This is a genomic window from Halococcus salifodinae DSM 8989 (genome assembly GCF_000336935.1).
GTDB classification, from domain to species: domain Archaea; phylum Halobacteriota; class Halobacteria; order Halobacteriales; family Halococcaceae; genus Halococcus; species Halococcus salifodinae.
In genome coordinates this window covers 1-22085 of sequence record NZ_AOME01000064.1, presented here as the reverse complement: position 1 = coordinate 22085, position 22085 = coordinate 1, and the positions used below count along the sequence as shown (strand labels likewise).

Genomic DNA, 22085 nt, shown 5'->3' with positions numbered 1-22085 from the left:
CCACATACATAAAAAAATTTGCCATTGTCTATGTGACGTGGACTACAGTAATCATTTGTTATTGAATATATCCGAGGTCCTCAAGTCGCTGTTCGGTGCTGGCGTCCATCTCCGCGGCGTTCCGGGCTTGTTTTCGTCGAAACTCACCATGCTCGGATTGGAGGCGATCATGGAGAGCGTCCGCCTTGTCCTGGTGGTCGTGAATGACGTTTCGTCGTTCACCCTCGTCATGGCCGAGATCGTATAGCTCGTGCTTTCCATCTGTTCCTTCGATGAACTTCCAGTCGTTTGTTCGGATACACCGCAGTGCCCGGTCGTACTGTTCGGGTTCGACTGGATCGTCGAGTTGTTTGCGGAGCGCGGACATAGAGGGTTGGGGTTCGAGATATTCCGCGACAATATAGTCGCGTTCACGTTGATCGGTGTCGAGCAGGCTATTCGAGGAAATCGTCCCGTTCTCGGGACGTTCCACTCCGGCGAAATCGAGAATAGTCGGGAATATATCACGTAGTTCTACGAGTGAATCGACGCTTTCAGCGGTCATACGTTGGCCCGGGTCGTGGATGAACAGCGGCACTCGAAGCAACGTGTCGTAGAGGCAGTACTGGTGATCCATGAGATCGTGCTCGCCGATGTTTTCGCCGTGATCGCCGACGACGACCACGACCGTTCGTTCGTATTCACCGATTTCACGCAGATGGTCGAACAGCGCGCCGAGTTGTGTGTCGAGATACGCGAGTTCTGCGGCATAGAGCTCTTTGAGAACGTCGAAATCCGCCTCAGACATCGAAACTTCGCCGGTGATATACTTCCATGGGTCTTGATTTACGTCTTCAGCAGTTGGTGTGCCACCAGACAGATACTGCGTCCGATACGGTTCCGGTGGATCATAGCGCAAGTGCGGCTCGACGTAATTGGCAAACATGAAAAAGGGCTGGTCAGCATTGTGGTGGTCGAGCCACGTTGTTAGCCGATCCGTCGTTCGTTTTGCTCCGTCGTCGTCGTGCGAAAACAGATCGAGATAGAGACCCCAGAGACTGTTCACGAGCGTATACGGTGCATCGGCATCCATCGCTCTCCACAACTTTCCGAGCGCATCACGGATGTCGTCCGATTTTGCGATCGCAGCGAGGTCCTGGCCGCGTTCGAGCAGCTGCCACCGTACATAGAAGTCGTCGAATCCGGCATCGAAACCGAAATCCGGACTGATCCACGTGTTGTTCGAGTATGCAACCGTTCGATATCCCTGTGTGCTGAGCCTTTTTGGAAGTGGCTCGACATCCGGATCAAATCGCTTCGTTCCCGTGTGGGCCAGATGCTCCGAGGTGTACTGACCCGTGAACATCGATGCGTGTGAGGGGAGCGTCCACGGAGCCGTTGTCATACAGTTGGTGAACGTCGTTCCGTCCGCAGCTAGAGCGCCGAGATTCGGGAGGACCCCTTCTTCAATACCATCGAACACGGTTGTCGCCCGCGCCGTATCCATCACCAATACGACGATGTTAGGACGGCTCATCGGTAATATCCCATGTATCCCACTTGCCTCTATGTGTCGATATGGCTGGACGGGTGGCTGGTAACAATTTCGCTTCTATCGTCATTTTCACTGGGTAGTGCGTTCGACACTTCTTCGTAGATTAGTGGTACTTGTTGTCAATGTCTCGGTCAGCATCACGGATTCAATCGAGACAGGATCCATGCGTGACCGAAGCATTCATTCCATCGGCACATGAGTGACGAATATGCGAACGGCGAAACTCTGTGCCACAGTCTGTACTTTCAGTTTCGCCGCGATGGTCCTCGGCGCACACGAGACAAGGCAGCTGTTCCCGTGGGTTCACGGGTTCGCCTTCATTTCGGCGATGGCACTGGTCGTTGGAGCCTTCTTTGGCCGTCTTTCGGCTGTCTCAAGCACTGTGCTTGCAACCGGAATCGGGGTTGCATTGCGTATTTTCATTTTCGAGTGGCCAGCATCGATGATCGGTATGGATCCAGACAAATATGCCGTCGGGGTTATTCGAATCATCCAGACCGGCAGTCTCGTCGAGCTTAAGCAAGCGTTTTCAGCGCATGGAATCCTCTCCGCATTTCATCTGCTTAATTCTCAGGTCGCGCTCGTGTCTGGGTTTGATGGAAGGAACGTACTCGTCGCTATTCCGATTCTGATTGGCATAGTATTTCCACTCACCGCTGTAGCGCTCACCTCTCATCATACCCGCTCACCGATTGCCATCGGCTTGTCCGGGACGATTGCGGCGATCGCAACCATCGGTGTTCTATTTGGATACTGGCCCATTGTTCAGACGATCGCTGTGCTGTTGTGGTGCCCTGTAATCATCGGCCTCAGTCGATTCTTTTCCGCGGACGATGGGCGTGATTTCGTGATGATTTCAGTCCTTGTGCTGGCAACGGCTTTCGCGCACAAACTATCGATGTTCATATTAACCGGTGCTATTGGAGCGGCACTGACTATTCGATACGTACGGATAGATGCATTACTTGGCCACCAACCGATCATGGATGATGGAGAGATTCAAACTAGACGGCCATGGATCGTCTGGCTGTTGTTGGTCCTCGGACTGGGGATTCAGTGGATGATACTGACTATCTTCGTGCGAACTGTTATCATTGCAAAAGCCATTCCACTTCTAACTGGCGGTTTCGAAATTGCTCCGAGTGGCGGTGAAGCACTTGCGGCAGTACCAGCAAATCCGGGTATTGTAGGAATTCTCGAACGACGTGGTGACTTCTTAGTGTTACTCCCAATAACAGCTATCGCTTCGTTCGTGCTCTGGATCCAAGAGAGAACGTGGTCAATGTGCCTCCTTCTCGGTGCAACGCTGATATCAGCACTGATTGTGGGAATATCCGTTGTGGGTGTAGGGATTGCATCTCCTCAGCGTGCCATTTTATTCGGAATTCCGATATTTGCTGCCGTCCTTGGGATCGCTGCTAAACGAATCGTTGATCTACAATCCACACCACAACTTCTTGCAATCTGTCTCGTTGTACTCATTGTGGTTGGAGCGCAAGCCGGTTCGGCGATGCTCGCTCCTAACTATCCGGACGAGCCACGAAAGTATCTCACGAGTGAGGAAGTCACTGCCAAAACCTTCACGCTTGATCACTCTCCCGAACCTGTTGCCATGGATTTCTACTACGCTGATGAACAGGTTGATCTAGACGATCCTTCGGCTACGCAGAAAACGGGACGCGGCCACAAGACTCCCGGAGCAATCGAATTGAATACCGAACTTTTAAACGCAACCCTTATAAATAAATCATACAGCAATATATTGTTACGGGATGCAGGAAATATGATACTTGGTGGCGGGAGATATCGATTGACGTGGGATCCAATCCGAGTATTCTCCAACCACGACCGCTATAACCGTGTCTTTGACAACGGTCCCGTTGTTGGGTTCGACAACAACACTGAATCTTCAACTTAAATCGACATCCTCATCACTCGCTCACTCGCCGGACCATCCATGTCAAAACCAAATATCGTGTTGCTGACCGTCGATTGCTTTCGGTATGACCGGTGTAGCTTCAACGGATATACGAGACCGACCACACCTACGCTCACCGAACTAGCCCAGTCGTCGTTCGTCTTCGATAACGCCATCTCGACCGGACCGTACACCCCTGAAGCAGTTCCTGGCTTTCTCGCTGGGTTGCACGGCTACAACAGCGCCTACTACTCGGAAGTAGACTGGACAGCAATCCCGAACAACGCTGAAACGGTCGCATCATACCTGCGTGACTCCGGCTGGGAAACCACCGCAACGATAACAAACCCACAGCTCACGACCGAGCGCAACTTCGATACGGGATTTGATACGTTTCGCAATCTCCGTACCGAAAATACACACTCACAGGTCGGCAAATCACCGGATTCGGCGGGTCCCCTCCGAGGGCGGCTAAACTCCCTGCTTCGGTCGCTCCGTGAGCGAACGCAGTCGGTCGATAGTATCAGCCCTGCCCTCGGGCTGTACATGCTCTATCGATATCGGCAATTTCTGAATGACTGGCCAACAATTCGAGGCGAGCGCGTCATCAATGGTTTGCTGCAGAGTCTTGATTCGAGAGACGATGATCGGCCGTTCTTCGCGTGGTCACACCTCATGGACCTTCACGCACCGCTTCATCCGGATTCGATTCGCTCTGGTGGACTAGCATGGAGTGACGGGACTGCACGGCATCTATTCGCAGATGCCGGCCGCATGGCACATCGTCATACGCCAGCTTACGAGACGATGTACGACAGTGCGTTGCGCTACGTCGACGAGCAGATCGGCCGTGTCGTATCGTATCTGCAACGGAAGGGGATCTGGGACGAGACGATTCTCGTCATCACTGCGGATCACGGCGAGGCGCTGTTCGAACGCGGTGTCTACGGGCACCAGTACCACAATATGTTCGACGAACTGCTCCACGTGCCGTTGCTCGTCCACACGCCAGAGGGAACGGCCGAGCGTTTCGAGACACCGTTCTCTCTCGCATGGCTCCACGAGCTACTCGCCGATCTCGCGGACATCGATCGTGGGCCGCTCGCGTCGACGAGCGGTCGGTCGTCACATCTCGACGATGACGAACAGGCGGTCGTCCTCTCGGATTCGGTGAGCCACCGTGGGCATACGGTTGCGGCACGGACCGCCGACTATAAGCATACCAGACATTTTGGCGAACCGCTGTATCGTGATTTCCAACTCTCGGTCGAACCATTCAACGGCGACGGCACTACCTACGACCTCAGCGCGGACCCCACCGAACATCTCCCCCTTGATGCAACCGAAAGTCCACAGGAGTTGCGAGATCTCGCAACGGACGTACAAATTGAACCGGCGGAAATTCCGTCACTCGATGGCGAACTCGATACTCAGGCGAGGGAGCGATTGCAGGACCTCGGCTATGTCGAGTAGTATACGGCACGAAAGGTATAACGGGTGAGCGCCGAGCACGTCGGACTGTTTTCACACGAACTGCGTGAAAAAGGAGACGTACTGCTCCTTCAGCGCCGTCATCGAGAACGGCTCTGGATCGTCCAGCGGCAGGTCCTCGAACCCACAGACTAAATCCACGAACTCGGCATCGGTCGTGAATAGATTCGAAGTGACCGACGCAAGCTCCCCGACATCACGCACGATCACTGGTGTGTCGCACATGAGCGCTTCGACGACCGATCGACTCAGTCCTTCAGTGAGCGAGGGATGTGCGAGCACGTCGGCGTGTTGGAAGTAGCTCGCTATCGATTCGGGTGTCACACGACCAACGACCGTGACGTGGTCAGCGTACTGTTCAGGAATCTGTGGAACACGCTCACCACTGCCGACGAACACGAACTGGAGATCGTTGCGTCGGTTGAGGATTCGTGGAATCGTGGCATCGAACGTGTCGAACCCCTTCATATATGACCGACGGCCGACAAACAGCGCCACGGAGCGTTCATCAGGGATGTCGGATAGTGGGGATGGAATCTCGCCGCTACTATCGAAACGCGACTGATCGATTGGTGGCGGAAGAAGACCGATCCGATCGGAATCAACTCCCCGGTCGGTGAGGCGTGATTTCCCTGCCGGACCGAGCGTGATACAGGCATCCGCGAGGGACAGTGGGATTCGTCCAAATACGTTATTAAGGCCGAAACGAAGGAGTCTCTTTCTCCCACGACTCACACGGTATTCGTAAAACCGATCACCGGCGTATCGGTACACCGAGGGGACATCGTGACGACGAGCCAGCACCGTCACGAACGTTCCGTGGAATGGCGGTTCGCTGATGTGGATTGCTACCGCGGGGTCGTTCTTCCGAAGATAGTTCGAGAGCGCGGAGATCTCACCGATTCTCGTCGATGGCGCACTCGTACCAAAGAGCTTGACAGCGGCGAGTACGCTAGCATCGAAGGCGTCCGGTTCCGTCGTCACCAGATGAATGTCAAAGCGATCGGACAACAGCCGGATGATGTTCTGTGTATCTTGGCGAACATTGAATGAGTCCGCCCCACCGAGAAAGAGACAGAGCGACGGCAGCATTTTCCACTAGTTCTGGTCACAAGAGTTTGAAGCCATCGGTAGCACTTGCTACGGTATCACGCTTTGTGAATTTCGGACGATCTTTCAAGCTCTATGAATTTTAGCCGTCAGTATCAACAAGGCCATTCCTCAAGGTATATCACTTTGGGTTAAGATAACCCGTATATGAGAATACTACTGCTTCGCACGTGGCTCACGAACATCGGCAACGGATTCATCGATAAAGGAGCACGCGCGCTCATCGAACAGGCATTTCCCGACGCCGAGATCGTGGAATCGAGTGGGCACTCCCAAAACACTGCGATCCAGCAGTCAGACCTCCTGTTGAATCGTGTTGCAAAGTACCTCCCTGATCAAGCCATCGATACGAGTGCTGGCGGCAGCTATCAGGATCGGGCGGTGAGCGTCGCCGACTTTGTTGATGCCGACATCGCCGTCCTCCCAGGGTGTGTACTCAACGACACCGGGCTTGATCCATACGAACCCCTCCTGCACTCGCTCTCGGAGCGCGGCGTCCCGATATACTTTCTCGGTGCTGGCGGTGGTGACTACGGACCCGAGACACAACGACTCGTTAACCGAATTCTTCGGGAAACCAATATTCGGGGCCTCATCACCCGCGATAGCGACGCCTACGAGTGTTACAACGAGAACGTCGGGTATGCCTACGACGGTCTCGACTGTGCGTTCTGGATCGACGACTGGCACCAGCCAGTGCGCGCCGACCGCGAGTTCGAGATGCTGACGTTTGACAAGATTGATGAACCGGAACTACCGCTCCAAGGCAGTGAGAACGTCGTCCGAACGGACCACTTCCCATTCGAACATCCGCACGCGACGCTTCGACAGAACACGAAACGACGACTCCTACAACTTAAATTCTTCCAGCAAGACCGAACTATGGTTTCGGACCTACTGACGGATTACCTGTTCTTCTACGCGAACGCGGCGGTCACCCACTCGGATCGAATCCACGCGTGTGTCCCAACGCTAGTCTACGGAAATGAGACTCAGTTCTGGTTCGAGACCCCGCGAGCGGCGCTCTTCGAGAAAGTGCTTGATGATCCATCGACGATCTACCGTCACCCAGTCTCCATCGATCAGGACACTCTCGACGGTCTGAAAACCCAGCAGGTCAAGGCGTTCCAGGAGATGGTCGAAACGACGGCGATGTCCGACATCTAAAGCATCGGGAGTGATGACTGGATCTGTCGCAGTTCCGCCCGTGAGAACTCCCCGAGCGCAAGGACGACGACTCCATACGAGAGAGCGCCGACGACCACGCTGTAGACGAGCGAGTTCGTTACGAGGCCGGTGAGCACCACCATCGCCACCGTCGCAAGCGCCGTCCGTATCAGGGTTCCAGTAACGAATGTCGTTTCGAAGACTTTCCCCGAGGAGTAGTACATTAACCCGGCCGTCAACGCGTACGTTCCAAGCGTAGCGACTGCCGCGCCGATGATCCCGAATTCCAACACTAGCGGAATACTCAAGCCGAGGTTCGCGACCGCCCCGACCCATCGGATGATCGTCGCCCGAAGCGTCCGCTTGTCGGCAGTCAGTACGACCCAGTAAATGTTGTCTACTCCCAGCCCAACGACCCCGAGCGCGATGGTCGCAACGAGTATACCGGAAGGGTTTGCGCCCTCACCCGCGATGATACCGATCACGTCCGGCCCGATGAGGTACATCCCACCGACGGTCGGCAAAGAGATGAGCAGGAAGTACCGTACGCCCTGACGAAGGTAGCGAGAACATCGATCCAGTTTACCGTTCTCGAGGAGTTGACTGAACTCCGGGAAGAACGTGATCCGGATGGGCTTTACGTATATCATTATGGCTGTGGCGATCTGATATGCGATGGAATAGACTCCGACTGCCTGCGCGCCGAGGAACGCTCCGATGAGAAACCGGTCGACGCGGGAGGAAACCGTCGAGGCGAGTGTCGAGGTAGTTAGTGGGACCGAGTATCGGAGGTATTCTCCGATTCGCTCGAAGGAAGGTGTGGCGACACCTATCTCTCGGACGATCAAACCTTGGAGGAGTACGACCGTCAGTGCATCACCGAGGATGATGGCATCGAAGACGCCGGCGAGGTCGCTCGAAAAGATGAGAATAGCGGCGGCAACACCGCTGACGATGGCGTAAGTGTTCGCTGTTTCGATAATCGAATAGAACTTGATCCGACCGTTCATTTTGAAATAACTGACCTGGATGCGGAACACCGCCCGTAACAACACTAGTACGGCACCCGCCTGATAGGCAGCCGCGTACTCCCCAGTACTCAGGGTATACTGCGACAGAAGCTGTGCGATTGAGAACATGAAAGCAGCGACGAACGCACTGCTCACAACGACTACCGTAAAAAGAGTGTAGAACAGTTCACTGGCATCTTGGTCTCGTTCTTGTCCGTAACGGACCAGTACGTCGTAGAGTCGCACGCCAGCGAGCACTTCGAGCAATCGGGCGACAGCCAACACTTGCGTGTACGCACCGAAGGCGGTGACACTCAGGCCGCCGCTAATCAGCGGGATGAAGATCAACCCGCGAAGCCGGATCGAGAGCGTCGCTGCCGTACTAACGATGATGTCTGTCGAGAGTTTCGAGCGATACGACATCCAGAGATTATCTCATCATCTTCATCGAGGTGTTAAGTGACTTGCTTTGTATAACCCCTAGACTGCGATGTAGCGCTCGGCTTATCGCTGTAGAATAAAGAGGCAGATCCATGTGGCTTCGGAAATCCGCCCCAGAGAACGCAGCGGGGAATTATTCACTACTCATGTAATCATCAGTCCTCATTAGCCCTGATTGCTAACTTTATTTCTAAATCAATATGACAGAAACCACGTAAGTTAACGAGCGGCCGGGAGCTACCCGTTCTCGGCGGCCGCGCTCAAACCACTCGTCCCGACGACCCTCGTCGGCATCGGCATCCTCGCGCTTGCCTCCCAGCGGACACTCGGACTATTCGCAATCGCCGGCATCGGTGTGTTGCTGTATGTCGCTCAGCTCGTCTCGATGATCTTGATCCGAAGTTTCACCGAGACGGATCTCCAGCTTGTCGAGCAGTTCGAAGCACGGTTCGATATCGATCTCTCGTGGTTCACGACACTCATTCGCAGTGAATCCTGATCGCGCGTCGGTCCTTCGCTCAGGATTCGGCAATCGTACTCATGAAGAACGCCGAAAACAGCGTCTGCAAGCCGAGCACCACGGCCGTGAACGCGATCATGTCCTCGATGACGAACGGCAACTCCGTGAACCCTGTCGCGGCCCACTTGCCCAGCAGCGACAGTCCGTACACTGTTCCGGCGGCGACCAACACCAGCCCGGCGGTCGCACCGCGACCCAATCGGAGATGTCGCCGAATCCAGCCCGAGACGTAATCGTCCGCAGCGCTGACCGGATCGGAGGCGACCGTCGCGAACACCCCGAGCGTCGTGACCTGGTAGCCAACGATCGTCAGGAGGCTCCCGAGCACCATCGAGTGAACACCCAAGAACACGCCGTTCACCTGCACGTTCCCCGCGACCAATCCCATCATCGCCACTCCCAGCACACCGAGTACAACGCCGGGCAGCGAGAATAGATAGCCCGGTGCATTCACGAGCATGAATCGGACGTGACGCCAGCCGTCCCGGAAGCTACTCAGCGTCGCCTCACCCTCGCGTTCGTGGTAGGTGATCGGCTCCTCAGCGATCGTCAGCCCTGACGCCCCGGCCTCCATGATCATCTCGCTGGCGAACTCCATGCCGGTCGTCTCACAGTCGAGTGCGTCGAGTGCCTCACGACTGATCACGCGCATCCCGCTGTGGGCGTCGCTGACGCCGGCATCGTAGAACGCGTTCAGGAATCGCGTCAGCAGTGGGTTGCCGACGTACTGATGGAGCGCGGGCATCGACCCGGCCTTGATCTCCCCATCGAGCCGTGACCCCATCGCCATATCGGCCTCGCCTGACGCCACCAACTCGTAGAGCTTCGGCAGCTCCTCGAAGTCGTAGGTGGTGTCGGCGTCGCCGATGGCGATGTACTCCCCACGAGCGCGCTCGAAGGCATACTGGTAGGCGTAGCCGTAACCATCCTTATCGGGTGTCACGACATGCGCTCCGTTCGCGGCGGCGATCTCCGGGGTGCGATCGGTCGAACTATCGCTAATGATGATCTCGCCGGTGACGCCGAGATCGTCAAGAGCAGTCTTGATACGACCGATACACTCGGCAACGCCGCGTTCTTCGTTCAAGGTCGGCATGACGACGCTCACGACCGGCTGCTCGTCACTATCGTATTCGAGTAGGTACTCGCATGGCTCAGTCGTGGCTGTTTCCTGGGGCTCTACCGGCTGGGATACGTTCTTGAATGTGGCTGAAATCCCTTTTTCCGTTTCCATTTCAATGGTCCCTGGCAGATCTAATGGCCAATTGTGGACAGATGTGCCTCATCTCCAGATTCGAAGCGTATATCAATTGCTTGCCCTTGCTACCCGGGTTCTTTTACCGGAAATGTGATCGAGAACATGTCTGCGTGGCATGTATTACATGAAATGTCTTCGCAGTATTACTTAGTCTTTTGCATAGCCATCAAGATCTTTTGCACTACTCGTCTTGAGATGTCTTTTGATTTATAATGGTGAGATATAAATCCAAATCAATTCACCAAAGATACTCCCAAATTACCGAATCGATATGACGGACAGCATTTCACACCTTTTAAACCGCATACAGTTGTCCACCCACCAACGGTACGGCGACGATCCACAAATGAACGCCACCACTCGATTGCGACTCTCGAAGGGTACGCTTGCGGCGGGAGCGATCGCACTCGCTATCGCCACCCTCGCCGCACACTTCACGCCGGCGACGGGCTACGAGCTCTCGATCTATCGGGCCACGCCGAGTGCGTTCTGGATCGGGCTGTTCGTCGCGCTGGCGATCGCGGTCGTCCTCGCCTTTGCCAGCGACCGACGATCGATCCGCGTTACGGCGCTGTGGCTTGCCGGCCTTGCGATCGTCGCGTTCGCCGCGTTGCCGCTCATACGGGGCTATTATTACTTCGGCCCGGAGGATGCACTGTCCCATCTGGGGACGACGAAAGATCTCGCTCACGGAATCGTCGATCTCACCACCACCATCTATCCGGGGATGCATACCCTCGCTGCCCTTCTGGGCATACTCACCACGAGACCGTTCACGTGGTCACTCTTAGTTACTGTCCCGACCTTCGTTGCACTCTTCGTCCTGTTCGTGCCCCTCTGTGTGCGCCTGATCGTCGCCCGCACACATATCGACCCGATCGCCGTCGTCTCAGCGCTTCTCTTGCTCCCGATTGCCGTCATCTATCTCCCGGTGCTCCAGCCGATCCCGACCAGCGAAGCTATCCTTTTCATACCCACCGTGACCTTCGTGTTACTTGCGTACACGCGACGACACCGCCGACTCGCTTTCGGCACGCTGCTCGTGGTTGCCCTCGCTTTTCTCGTCGTCCTCCACCCCCAACACGGCCTCGTTTTCGGAGCCTTGCTCGGGATCGTACTGGTCACACAGTTTTTCGCCCAGCCGCTGACGCGGACAGTCTCAGGGCCGACAGCGATCGCGCGCCTGTTCGTCCAGTTCGTCGTGCTCGCCGGTGTCGGTCTCGCCGTCGTCTGGGGCTGGCTCAGCACCCAATCGCTGTTCGGCCGCGGCGTTTCCCAAATCGGCCCGACGCTGTTCGACGTCGAGACCACGGCCCAGCTCCGAACGTTTCTTTCGACACACTCGTTCGACGCCATCGTCGCCGAACTGCTTGACAACCCATCACAGCCAATCATCCCACGTAGTAATACGCTAGAGATGCTCGGCGTATCCGTCCGTACGATCTATCGTCGCACGTTCGCTGCTGAGATCGTCTACGGGATCTTCGCCGTGCTTGCGCTCTTCGTCCCCATCCTTTCGAAACTAGCGAAGCGACGCCACATCCGATATTCAGTCGTACTCTCGCTGCTCTGTGGACTCGTGCCCGTTTCGATCCTCACCGGGCTGTACGTTCTCGCCGGGCTTCCGATTCAATATTTCCGCTATCTCGGCTTCATCCTTGTTTTTGTAACAATTTTCGGAGGTGTATTCCTTTGGGAGGCACGCGCTGCCGCCGAAACATGGCTCCCGTCGGTGCCCGTTCGCAGTGTTCTTGCCATCGGCTTCGTCGTATTGCTCATCGCCTCCTCATTCACGATGTTTCGTTCGCCATACGTGGCACAAGAGACCGATCATGTCCCCGGGGGGCAGATGGACGGCTACGAATTCGCGTTCGCACACGGCGCGAGCGATACTGGATTTGCTAGCGTCGGATCGCCGATCCAACGTTATCGCGACGGCATCGCCGGCTCGAACGCATCGAACATTCCACAAGCATCGCTCGATGATCCACGCGGCAGCGGTCGCTACTTGCGTGTCCCCTACCATTTCGCCGATCAAGCACTCCGCACACAGTCTGACGACCCGTTCTACCTTCCAGTGACGGCTGTCGACCGCCAGTCGAGTACGCAACTGTACGGTGGTGTCGAGTTCTCACAGGGTGATTTCGCCTACCTCAACAGGACGCCCGGGATCGCCAACCCCTACGCGAACGGCCAGTTCGATCTCTACCGTGTCGAACCGGCCAACGAAACCGATGGGTGATTTCGATGATCTCTCATGACTTAACGGTGTAGTGGGTTGCTCTTCTTTCCGCTAGGGCCGCTCACGCTCCTTCAGAGCCCCGCATCGGTCGAACCCTCAATAATATAACTTCAGTATCGATCGAACGAACCATTTACTCCTCGCGGCCGGAATTTTCACTGCACCGAATCCCGGCTGTTGCCCCATCCCAGTCATCGACCAAATCATCTTCTGTGGCGGCATTCGTGCGTGGTTTCTCCGGAACTGGTTCTTGATCGAGCTGGTCGAGAATATCGAACAGCGGATCATCCGGATCGATCTGTTGTTGCTTTATCCATACTTCGGCCGCTTCTCGGAGTGCGGCAGTGAGTGAGAGTCCTCGCTCGTCGGCAAGCGATTTGAAGTGATCGTATTCTTCATCCGAAAGTTCGGTCTGGACGTGTGTAGATTCACTCATTGCCAATCACCATCTTCATGACGAAGCAATAGCTCAGGAAATAAGACTGTTCATGGTCCATCGAAGATAATCTCATGGTGGCAACTATCTTCGACAATCACCCATAGAGAGTGGGCCGTGATAGCTCAGGCTGGCCAGAGCAGCTCCCTCGTAAGGAGCACGTCGGGGGTTCGAATCCCTCTCTCGGCTTTTTCACACTTGTCGGTGAGTGCTGATAGCGAGATCCCATTCGGAGCATGAGCAGCCATCACGACAGCGAGTGAACACTGATTTCGATCCATCAAGATGAATCAGAATCCCTACTTCGACTCACCAACCGTAGGAAACACAACACTCCCCAATAGAAATATCAGGAGGCGAACTGTATCGCCCACCGAAACACATGTCCGAAGCAATGCAGGCGATCCGTGTCCACGAGTATGGCGACCCAAGCGTGCTTCGCTACGAATCCGTCGAGCGGCCCGAACCCACCGCCGACGAACTCCTCGTTCGCGTTCGCGGAGCCGGCCTAAACCCAGTCGACACTGCCGGCCGGTACGGCCAGATCGAGTATCCACTGCCGTGGATCCCTGGCTGGGATCTTTCGGGCACCGTCGCCGCCGTTGGCGACGCAGTAACCGACTTCGAGATTGACGACGACGTCTACGCTCTGGCCCGCTTTCCGGATGCCGGCAACGCCTACGCGGAGTACGCGACGGTGCCTGCGACAGACGTCGCTACAAAACCGGCTACTATCGATCACCCCACAGCCGCGGGCGTCCCCATGGTCGCGCTGACACGTAATCGAGCGGAAGCCCACGGCTTCAGCCTGGGTTCAAGCGGACGAATCGGAAGCAAACAACCGGCTATTGCTATACCGGGTCTCAATCGCCACTAAGCTCATTTGCGGCGAGAATAAGCATCCCGCGCCACGTTAGTCCGTGGGCACGCGCTGCTCCTCTCGGACGGTCAGCCAGTCGTTGACGTCGGTCCAGATGGCTTCAAGCGCGTCGTGGTCATCCGGATCGGCGATATCGAACGCACTCACCTGCGCCGGCTCGGGCACGTCGTATTTGTCCTGGTAGGCACGGTCGCGCTCAAGCAGCGTTTCGAGCTGGGTCGCGAGTTCATCGCCCGAATGGGTGCGTCTGGCTTCGTTGGCGCGTTTCCAACGAAAGTACGCGGGATTGCGCTGAAACTGTGCGGGCTGTCCCTCACCGACTGGCTCGACGATACCGATCTCGGCAAACCAGAGAAGGTGACGTCGAGCGGATTCGGGTGTGCACTCGGCTCGGTCGGCAACGACGGAAACGGGAGTGGGTTCGCGCAGCGTGAGTGCGGTCTCGTAGATGCGTTCTTTGACCGTCTTTCCCTCGTCCCACTGTTCGCGCTCCTGGCGAACAGCCTCGTCTGACGGCACTCCGTTCGCTGGAATACCGCCAGCTGACTCTGTATCGCGTTCGCCCATATACAATAATATAACGTACTCGCGTAAATATGCTCCCTCAAGCTGTTACGCGGCAACCGAACCAATGTCGTGAGCGTGGGAGGATGTCAAGGAACTGTACGAAGTGTGACTGTGGGCAATAGTGGGATGGAGTTAACTCTCTGTGGGCAATAGTGGGCAGTAGGAATGAACGTCGAATCAGACGATATTCGCACCAAAGAAGCCGACGACCGAGGCCGGCTGTATCTCGGCACCGAGTATGCAAACAAGCGCGTCACGGTTGCCGTCGTTGCGGTCGAAACCGATCGGCCGGACGAAGAGACGCTTGCAGCGGCCTACCGCGACGCGAGCGAGTCTGCCGGCGACATTACCCGCGACTGGGAGCATGCGTCCGATGAAGCGTGGGACTCGCTCGGACCGGCTCCTGGTGTCGAAGGCTACGATCCCGACACCCATGAGTGACGATGTGCCGGCGGTGCGGCGTGGTGATATCGTCATCGTCGAACTGGATCCGACACGAGGTCACGAAATCCGCAAGACACGCCCGAGTGTCGTTGTTCAGAACGATGTCGGCAACCGAAATTCCCACACCACGGTCGTCGCCCCTGCAACAACCACCCATCGTGGCTACCCCTTTGAGGTACTGGTGAACGCTGACGAGAGCGATTTCAACGAGGATTCGTCGGTACGTCTCGACCAGCTTCGGACGGTCGATATCTCCGAACGAATCGAGTTCGTCGCTGGGCGGCTTCCGGCCTCCGTCATGCGTGAGATCGATAGTGCGCTACAACTCGAACTCGATCTCGATTGATGGAGCCTGCGCCTATTTTAATTCAGCGAGAGAATCTGTCCCGAGGACGAATGCTGAGGGGTGGGTGTCAGCGATCGTCGGCTCCGAGATACCAGCTCCGTCGGTCAGCGACCGTGTGGCTGTGATGAGTCTCTGGCAACCGTACATACTCCTACCCCCGACTGTTAGCCAGTGGTCCAGAGCCAGATGACCGATCCCATCGAGTATACCGAAGCACTTGACCCACTACTCTCGTTGGAGCTGTCATCAGGATGGGTGCGTGGTCTCATTCAGCATCCGCTCCAAGCGGTCTCTGGCGACCCAACCCCGATAGATCGTCAGTTCGCGCGCGAGCTTGCACCTGAACTCCCAGCAGAGCCGATCGCGACACAACTCCTCTTCGTGTATCTGCGCGGGTACGAACCCAATACAGAGCGTCCGATGCGATCTGAGCGGCGTATCACTGTTGGCTACTTTCCGTCGATGGAGCAGTTTGTTGTACATTGACCTCCTCCACGCCGTAAAACGACGTGGAATCCGACCATCGGATTTCAGTAGCCGTCGCGGCTACCGTCGGTTTCAAGACGCATACGTTCCAGGCGTCTGCTGGTGGGTTTCACCATCGGCTTGGCTGTCTTGTGGCGCGGTCAAACGCGCCCCATCTCCAGCCGAGTCATCGCCGTCCGTGTGTTCTCTTGAACGGCTCTCTCCGCTGGAGTAGCGGTCTGCTATGTTCAGCGCGGCGTTCACGTCCGCTTGATAGGATGTGAGCCAACACTCCTCGTTCGTACAGCGAAACTCCGCCTGCTCGGGGCGGTATCCCGTCTCGCCACAGACATGGCACGATTTGGACGTGTACGCGGGATTCACGGTCTCAACGGGGATACCGCGTTCGGCGGCTTTGTAGCACAGCTGAGCGTGCATCTTGGCGAAGCCCCATCCGTGAAGGCGACGGTTCATGTACGCGCCGTAGTCCATGCTCTCGCGGATGTACGTGAGGTCTTCCAGTACGAGGACGGGATTTTCGACCGACGCGGCGTGTTCGACCACCGCATCCGTTACGGAGTGGAGGATGTGGTCTATCTGCCGCCAGAGTTGGTCGCCGAACGACTCGGCGATGCGCTCGCTTCCGCGTTCCTGAAGCCGCCTCGTGGTGGTGAAATACGTCTTCCGAAGGCGTCGAACGTCTTTGCCCTCGTCGTTCCAGAGTGTTGGTGCAGTCGGGGTTCCGCGCTCGTCACGGTGACACACCGTGAGCAATGCAGAGTCCCCGATGTCCACACCAATCGGCGTCTCGTCGGACACCGAATCGGTTGACCGTTCTTCGACCTCCCGCGTAGTCACTATGTGCAGATACCACTCGCCGTCGCGGTCGAACAGCCGACATTCTCCCATGTTGGCGTCTCCCGCGAAGACGGCTTCGACCCACGGGCGCTGTTCGGGGTTCGGTTGTGCTGGAACCCACAGGTGGTAGTCGTCGTGGTGCGGGACTTTCACGTACCACTCGACGGTGTTCTGTGGCTTGTGGTCGAGCTTGACGCCCTCGTTCGTGAATCGAACAGGGTGCTCGTCGTGAAGCTCGTCAGCGTGGTAGCTCCCGCCACAGAGTTGCGGGACGTACTTCTTGAGGGCGTTTTTCGCGTAGCCGCTCAAATTATACTCGACTACCACATCGTTCGCCGCTGATTGTGTGGAGCAACCAGCATCGAACGCGGCGTGGAGCGCCGCACGGTAGGCGTCAGTCGTTTCGCGGAGCTTCCGACGCTTGTGAGTGTTTGGTGAGACGAGTTTCAGCTCCAGCGTTTTCGTGACCTCGCTCATGCTTCGGCCTCTTGGCGCTGGATGTAGTCTTGAACCGTCTCGCTGGAGACCTCACCCGCTGTTCCAGCGTAGTAGCCGCGCGCCCACTTGATTTTCTGGTCGTCGGAACTCGCGTAGCGGTGGTTGTACTTCCGCGACGAGATGCCCTTGAACCAGTTGGCGAGAAGCGAAGGCGCATGCTTCGGTGGGCTACTCACGAACAGGTGGATGTGGTCGGGCTGGACGGTGAGGTCGATAACCTCCTGCCCTTTGTCTCCCGCTATCTCTTGGATGATTTCTTCGACGTGGCGCGCAACCGTCCCCGTCAGTACCGAACGGCGGTACTTCGGCAACCACACTATGTGGTATTTGAGGTTGTAAGTCGCGTGCCGTGTGGTCTTCATCCGTATGCACACTATGTACCCGAACGCTACTAAGCGTTATGGTGGAAATCCAACTCGCCGATCGCCAACGAAAAGCGGTTGTACAGACACAGAAACGGCCTATCGCTCAACCCGCGCCTGAAGACGCGGGTATGCGCTAACGGTTTGTATCACAGACTGAGCAGTATCGAGTGGCGTCCGGTCACCGACCCCGGCCTCAACGAGCGCGTCAGCGCGAGGAGGCCGGGGCTTGCGTGGCGGACGTTGGAGGTTTTGTGGCGTCCTTCGCCCTTGTTTGCCGGTGCGGTCGGCCGGCAGCGGCAATTTAATTGGACGTGACCTCGGGTTCTACCCCCAAAGTGGGGGACGGAGAGGCGCGTGGCGTCGCGTTCACCGTCAATGGCCCGTCCTTCGCGTCCCGGAACGTTCCGGGTCGCTGGGCATGGTGACCGATGCCCCTCACCGACGAGATAACCCGTCCTTGGCCGCTCGGAAGCGTGGCCGGGCACCCCTTTCGGGACTGTCTGTTGCCCATCTGTGAGTGTTCTATCATACGTTTTCGGCGGATATAGCGGTTTCGGTCCGCACCACAAACGCGCTCCTCCCCTCCCTACTCGCGGCTCCGTTCTGACTGTTGTCGGAACTCCGCCGCTCCTTGAGGAAGGGGACTCCGCGCTACCGATCTGGTTGACGGTGCCATCGATTGGTTGAGCGAAACGATCCCGCAGGTCGAATCCGAAGTCGACACGTGGAATCGGCTGTGGAGTGCGCTGTCTGGGATTCACGGTCTCGGTCCGGAAGGAATCGGCAATCTTGCCGAGGAATACGGCACTCTCGAGGCCGTCGGGACTGCCACCGAATCCGAGCTCACCGAAATCGCCTACATTACAGCTGATCTGGCTCCTGAAGTGGTGACTGCCTGTGAACAATGGGATAGACAGGTTCCGGACGCTCCGGGCGATCGGGTTGCCACCGATGCCGACGACCCGCTCGTTGTCGATCGGAGCGCCCTCCGGCCACTCGGCCATCTTTTCGGGCATTGAACGGACAATTCAGGGATCACAATAGCACCGCGAGTATCGCGAAATCGGAGAACCGCTCCGATCACCGGTGTGATCGACTACCGCCCGGACTCTACGGGAGCTCCTCGGTGACTTCGACGAGGGTTTCTTCAGTTCGCCATCGATAGAGCCGGCCTTCATCCTCGAACAGGTCGAAGACGCCATCCTGCATCCAGCCAAACGGATGCTCTTCGTCCTCGTAGATCCGTTTGAAGACGTGGCTCTTCGAGAAGTACTCGACCGTCCCGACGAGCAGGCCTTGCTCGACGAGGAAGTCGCTGGGGTCTTTCTCGGCGACGCCGACGAGATACGTGACGAGGTCGGCGATCAGACAGAACTTCTGGATGCTGTTGTCCCACTCGCCGCGGATGTCCACCATCCGGAATGCGTAGGCATCCTGGCGACGGTTGAGGCGGTCGACGACCAGATTCAGTCGCCGAATCGGCTCCCGGTCGTAGTTCCCGAGGACGAAATACGACCGGTCGTTTTCGTAGATCGGGGTGAGTTCGCTCAGCGCGTGTAGAATTTCCTCGTTGTCCGCCAGCGAGAGTTCCTCTTGATCGATCTGCTTTTTGGCGCTCGTGAGGATCTCGTCGGGAACCGGCGACTCCTCGTCGGACATATCACACCTACTCTACGCGGAGGAATATGGTTTACTACATAAACTACTGAGTCAATCATACTGTGTTTCACTTTGGAGTGATTCACTCAAAGGTAAATTACTTCCCGTGCCGGCGCGTAGATGCTCGTATGAGTACCGACGTGGGGGCTGCTGAAGGCACGGAGGCGCGTGAACTCGTCCACTTCGTCACCCAACAGACGCGATTCACGCTGCTCAACAACATCCTCCAGCACCCCGACCAACTGCCGTCGATGTACGAACTCGAGCAGTTGAACCCGAGCATCAGCGACGCCACCGTCTACAAGCACATCCAGAAACTGATCGACGCTGGCATCGTTGAGGAGGCGGCGCTGCCGGACAATGAACGCCGGCAGGGCTATCCCTGGAAATTCTATGGCGTGAGCGATGACGGTCGGGAATTCCTCGACGAACACAACCTACTGGAGGCCGAGGAGACTCTCCAACGCATCTACGAGACGATCTCTGACAAGCCCGAGAAGATGATCAAGTACGAAAATGCGCCCCGGCCTCGCTGACGATAGCTGCCGGAGGCCTGCTTGTATAGTCGTTATGCGTCCGAGTCCGGCACCCATACCTTGTGTACGGGCTGGAACACCACGTACGAGTCCACGTTGGAGTTGTCGTTTGGGTGAGCTGTGTGGAGCGTTAGGGCTCCCATCTTTGAGTGCAAGCTGTTCTGCTCGGACAGCCACGCTTCTGCGTGGTCCTCCGAAGGGAACTCAATACGGAGATCGTCATCGAATTCGTCCTCGGTAAGTGGTGTCTCACGGAATACCGAGTCTTTGAGTTCGACAAGGTAATTGTCAGACATGCCGTATATGTTCGTGCTGGGGGTGCTTTATTTGTTTTCCACTGTCATTCTGAGCGAGTGATTACGGATCATAGTGATAGACGTAGGGATGATCGACCGTTTCGTCGGGCATGATCTCCGAGAGGGTCTCTTCGAGCTGTGGTTCGGTCGGTGCCGTTGTGACGACCTGCCCATCGTAGATAGCCACGTATGCTTCTTCGAGCCCGAGGTCGCGAAACTCCCGGCCCAATCGTCGAGCGTTCGCCTTGCCGAGCTGCTCGTGGTAGACCCGCGCCAGCTCATCGGTTTCATCCTTGAGAGTCTCGATTTCGTCGGCGAAGCGCTCGCGGTTGTCCTGGTTTTTCGTATAGAAGCGGAGGCGTTCGGCGTCACTCCGGGTTGGTTCGTCCGCCGGCGGGAGCGTTTCGGCGATCCCGAACCGGTGTTTTGCTTCTTCATAGGCGGTTTCCGGATCGTCTTTGATCATCTGCATCGCCATCCCCGCAAGCATATCGAACTCTTCCATGCCGTTTGTCACGATCCGTCCGTCGTACGGGAGCAACACGACCGATGTCACCGCCACCGGAAGCGCCTCTTCGGGTAGCACCGCCGCATAGCTGTCGTAGACGCCCGTGACCTTGTACGCTCGCGGTTCGTCCGGGTCGAGAAACACAGTTCCGTCGTCGAGATGCTCGACGATGAAAAACTGCCCCGCCTCGTAGTTCAGCCATGAGTCGATCGTTTCGAGGTGGGCCGGTGAGAGGCCGGCGGGGTTCTCTCTGCCGAACTCTTCGATCACCTCGACCGCGTTTTCTTCCCGATAGAGCGTGTCATGAATCGGCTGTATCTCGTCGGTCGACAGTCGCTTGAACGCCTCGTAGCTGTCGATGCCCGGCACCACATCGAAGCGGTCGTTGGCGTACAGGAGCAGCTGTCCCTCCAGTTCGAGAAACTCTCGTGCAGTGTCCGGGTCGAGAACCGCCGAATCGGCCGTGTCACCCGGGCTCGGGATCAGCTCGCTCCCTTCTTCGTCCATTCTTGTGACGATCTCTTCGACGACAGCATCGTACTCTTCGGGGGCAACACCGGCACGTTCGAGTGCGACATCAGGATCGACATCGCCCTGTACGTCGTCGGTCGCCGCTGCGAGTGAAGCGAGGACGGCATCGGACTCCGGCGACAACGAGTTGATGATCTCTTCGAGTCGGTCGACTTCTGCCGATGGCAGGCCTTTGTCCGGGTCGAGACTCTCAGTCGGTTCCCACTCCGGCGGATCGAGTGGCGCTTCGGGGAGTTCGGATGACGCCGCGACATCAGCGGCGATATCGAGCTGCGTGGCGTCATCGAGGTCGCCACTCATGACCATCGACTTCGCCATTCCCCAGTTGGCGGGATCAGCTGCGGCATCGACGATGGCATCGTCAAGCGATTCGACGTGCGTCGCCAACCGATCTCCGTTCTCGATAGCACCGCGAGCATCGAGAAATCGGAGAAAAGCCCCGATCACCGGTGCGACCGTTTCGAAGTGGTCAGCTTCGGCACTGATCTTTGCGGGGTAGAGCTCTCGACACACCGCTTCGAGGCTGTGCTCGTCGGGATCATCGAGTGGGACGTACTCGTAGCCATACAACAACTCGTGAAACATTTCGATAGCAAACTCTGCTTCACGTTGCTGGTGGTTTGTGAGGCGTTCGAACTGCTGACCGTCGGCAAATGCCGACACGAGTCGGTCGATCCGATCGAGTGAGGCTTGGTACTGTTCGTCCGATGGAGGGTTGTTCCCATCCATACAGCCGTTTGAGCAGCCATGACCAAATTCGTTCCCACCAACTGGCGTTGTTTTCCAGAGTGATGGGACAGCCACGCAAAGACTCAGGGACCGGCAGAGGGAGCCTGACCTGCATACTCTTCGGCGAGATCGACCACATCGTAGACATGATGTCGGTTTTGAACCAAGGTAGCCGCTTGCCCCGAAATCTGCTCTATTGAAAATGGACGACGGCGACGGGATTACTCCGTAATGAGTTTGAGGAAACGAGGTCGAGAAGTCGATTATGGGAGTCGC

At 56.9% G+C, this 22085-nt stretch carries 20 protein-coding genes and 1 tRNA gene; 10 read left to right on the top strand and 11 right to left on the bottom strand.

Annotation, left to right across the window (positions count from 1 at the left end):
* Positions 1–58: 58 nt before the first annotated feature.
* Positions 59–1516 (bottom strand): sulfatase, encoded by a 1458-nt coding sequence (locus C450_RS11760; protein WP_080510302.1) that lies wholly within the window; start codon positions 1514–1516, stop codon positions 59–61.
* A gap of 226 nt (positions 1517–1742) precedes the next feature.
* Here C450_RS11760 and C450_RS11755 point away from each other — a divergent pair, with 226 nt between their 5' ends.
* Both C450_RS11755 and C450_RS11750 read left to right on the top strand, forming a co-directional pair.
* The gene (locus C450_RS11755; protein ID WP_005043656.1) at positions 1743–3452 is read left to right on the top strand and encodes a hypothetical protein; all 1710 of its coding nucleotides are present in this window, start codon (positions 1743–1745) and stop codon (positions 3450–3452) included.
* Positions 3453–3491: 39 nt separating this feature from the next.
* Positions 3492–4925 carry a sulfatase gene (locus tag C450_RS11750; protein ID WP_049910154.1) on the top strand — a complete coding sequence of 478 codons (1434 nt, stop codon included), beginning with the start codon at positions 3492–3494 and terminating at the stop codon, positions 4923–4925.
* A gap of 51 nt (positions 4926–4976) precedes the next feature.
* Here C450_RS11750 and C450_RS23220 read toward each other — a convergent pair whose 3' ends face one another.
* Positions 4977–6035 (bottom strand): glycosyltransferase family 4 protein, encoded by a 1059-nt coding sequence (locus C450_RS23220; protein ID WP_005043654.1) that lies wholly within the window; start codon positions 6033–6035, stop codon positions 4977–4979.
* 165 nt (positions 6036–6200) lie between these two features.
* Between C450_RS23220 and C450_RS11740 the strand changes: the two genes are divergently transcribed.
* Complete coding sequence (locus C450_RS11740; protein WP_005043653.1) at positions 6201–7220, top strand: polysaccharide pyruvyl transferase family protein; 1020 nt, start codon at positions 6201–6203, stop codon at positions 7218–7220.
* Here C450_RS11740 and C450_RS11735 read toward each other — a convergent pair.
* Positions 7217–8653 carry an oligosaccharide flippase family protein gene (locus C450_RS11735; protein WP_005043652.1) on the bottom strand — a complete coding sequence of 479 codons (1437 nt, stop codon included), beginning with the start codon at positions 8651–8653 and terminating at the stop codon, positions 7217–7219. The genes C450_RS11740 and C450_RS11735 overlap by 4 nt on opposite strands.
* 536 nt (positions 8654–9189) lie before the next feature.
* On the bottom strand, positions 9190–10287 hold the full coding sequence (locus C450_RS11730) for a glycosyltransferase family 2 protein (RefSeq protein ID WP_152424489.1): 1098 nt from the start codon (positions 10285–10287) through the stop codon (positions 9190–9192).
* A gap of 508 nt (positions 10288–10795) precedes the next feature.
* On the opposite strand from C450_RS11730, the gene C450_RS11725 reads away from it, so the two are divergent.
* Positions 10796–12691, top strand: coding sequence for a hypothetical protein (locus C450_RS11725; protein WP_005043650.1), 1896 nt, complete (start codon positions 10796–10798; stop codon positions 12689–12691).
* Between the two features lie 133 nt (positions 12692–12824).
* Here C450_RS11725 and C450_RS11720 read toward each other — a convergent pair whose 3' ends face one another.
* Entirely contained in the window at positions 12825–13127 is a 303-nt protein-coding gene (locus C450_RS11720; RefSeq protein ID WP_005043648.1) for a hypothetical protein, read from the bottom strand.
* A gap of 114 nt (positions 13128–13241) precedes the next feature.
* On the opposite strand from C450_RS11720, the gene C450_RS11715 reads away from it, so the two are divergent.
* Positions 13242–13316: transfer RNA gene (locus tag C450_RS11715), tRNA-Thr, on the top strand.
* Positions 13317–13521: 205 nt separating this feature from the next.
* The gene (locus C450_RS11710; protein WP_005043647.1) at positions 13522–14004 is read left to right on the top strand and encodes an alcohol dehydrogenase catalytic domain-containing protein; all 483 of its coding nucleotides are present in this window, start codon (positions 13522–13524) and stop codon (positions 14002–14004) included.
* 36 nt (positions 14005–14040) lie between these two features.
* On the opposite strand, the gene C450_RS11705 is transcribed toward C450_RS11710, so the two are convergent.
* Positions 14041–14574, bottom strand: a complete 534-nt coding sequence (locus C450_RS11705) for a DUF7342 family protein (protein ID WP_005043646.1) — start codon at positions 14572–14574, stop codon at positions 14041–14043.
* A 165-nt stretch (positions 14575–14739) separates the two neighbouring features.
* Here C450_RS11705 and C450_RS11700 point away from each other — a divergent pair, with 165 nt between their 5' ends.
* Entirely contained in the window at positions 14740–15015 is a 276-nt protein-coding gene (locus C450_RS11700) for a hypothetical protein (protein ID WP_005043645.1), read from the top strand.
* Positions 15008–15364 carry a type II toxin-antitoxin system PemK/MazF family toxin gene (locus tag C450_RS11695; RefSeq protein WP_005043644.1) on the top strand — a complete coding sequence of 119 codons (357 nt, stop codon included), beginning with the start codon at positions 15008–15010 and terminating at the stop codon, positions 15362–15364. The genes C450_RS11700 and C450_RS11695 overlap by 8 nt, the downstream gene beginning before the upstream one ends.
* 558 nt (positions 15365–15922) lie before the next feature.
* Here C450_RS11695 and C450_RS11685 read toward each other — a convergent pair.
* Entirely contained in the window at positions 15923–17164 is a 1242-nt protein-coding gene (locus C450_RS11685; protein ID WP_005043643.1) for an RNA-guided endonuclease TnpB family protein, read from the bottom strand.
* On the bottom strand, positions 17161–17547 hold the full coding sequence (tnpA, locus tag C450_RS11680) for an IS200/IS605 family transposase (protein ID WP_005043641.1): 387 nt from the start codon (positions 17545–17547) through the stop codon (positions 17161–17163). Before tnpA ends, C450_RS11685 begins: the two co-directional genes overlap by 4 nt.
* A gap of 686 nt (positions 17548–18233) precedes the next feature.
* Here tnpA and C450_RS11675 point away from each other — a divergent pair.
* Positions 18234–18569: a hypothetical protein gene (locus C450_RS11675; protein ID WP_005043638.1), complete on the top strand. Its 336-nt coding sequence runs from the start codon at positions 18234–18236 to the stop codon at positions 18567–18569.
* A gap of 91 nt (positions 18570–18660) precedes the next feature.
* On the opposite strand, the gene C450_RS11670 is transcribed toward C450_RS11675, so the two are convergent.
* Complete coding sequence (locus C450_RS11670; protein WP_005043637.1) at positions 18661–19209, bottom strand: hypothetical protein; 549 nt, start codon at positions 19207–19209, stop codon at positions 18661–18663.
* A 128-nt stretch (positions 19210–19337) separates the two neighbouring features.
* Between C450_RS11670 and C450_RS11665 the strand changes: the two genes are divergently transcribed.
* Positions 19338–19745, top strand: a complete 408-nt coding sequence (locus C450_RS11665; RefSeq protein ID WP_005043636.1) for a MarR family transcriptional regulator — start codon at positions 19338–19340, stop codon at positions 19743–19745.
* A gap of 32 nt (positions 19746–19777) precedes the next feature.
* Here C450_RS11665 and C450_RS11660 read toward each other — a convergent pair whose 3' ends face one another.
* The gene (locus tag C450_RS11660) at positions 19778–20041 is read right to left on the bottom strand and encodes a hypothetical protein (RefSeq protein WP_005043635.1); all 264 of its coding nucleotides are present in this window, start codon (positions 20039–20041) and stop codon (positions 19778–19780) included.
* Between the two features lie 61 nt (positions 20042–20102).
* Positions 20103–21809, bottom strand: coding sequence for a hypothetical protein (locus tag C450_RS11655; protein WP_005043633.1), 1707 nt, complete (start codon positions 21807–21809; stop codon positions 20103–20105).
* Between the last annotated feature and the right edge of the window lie 276 nt (positions 21810–22085).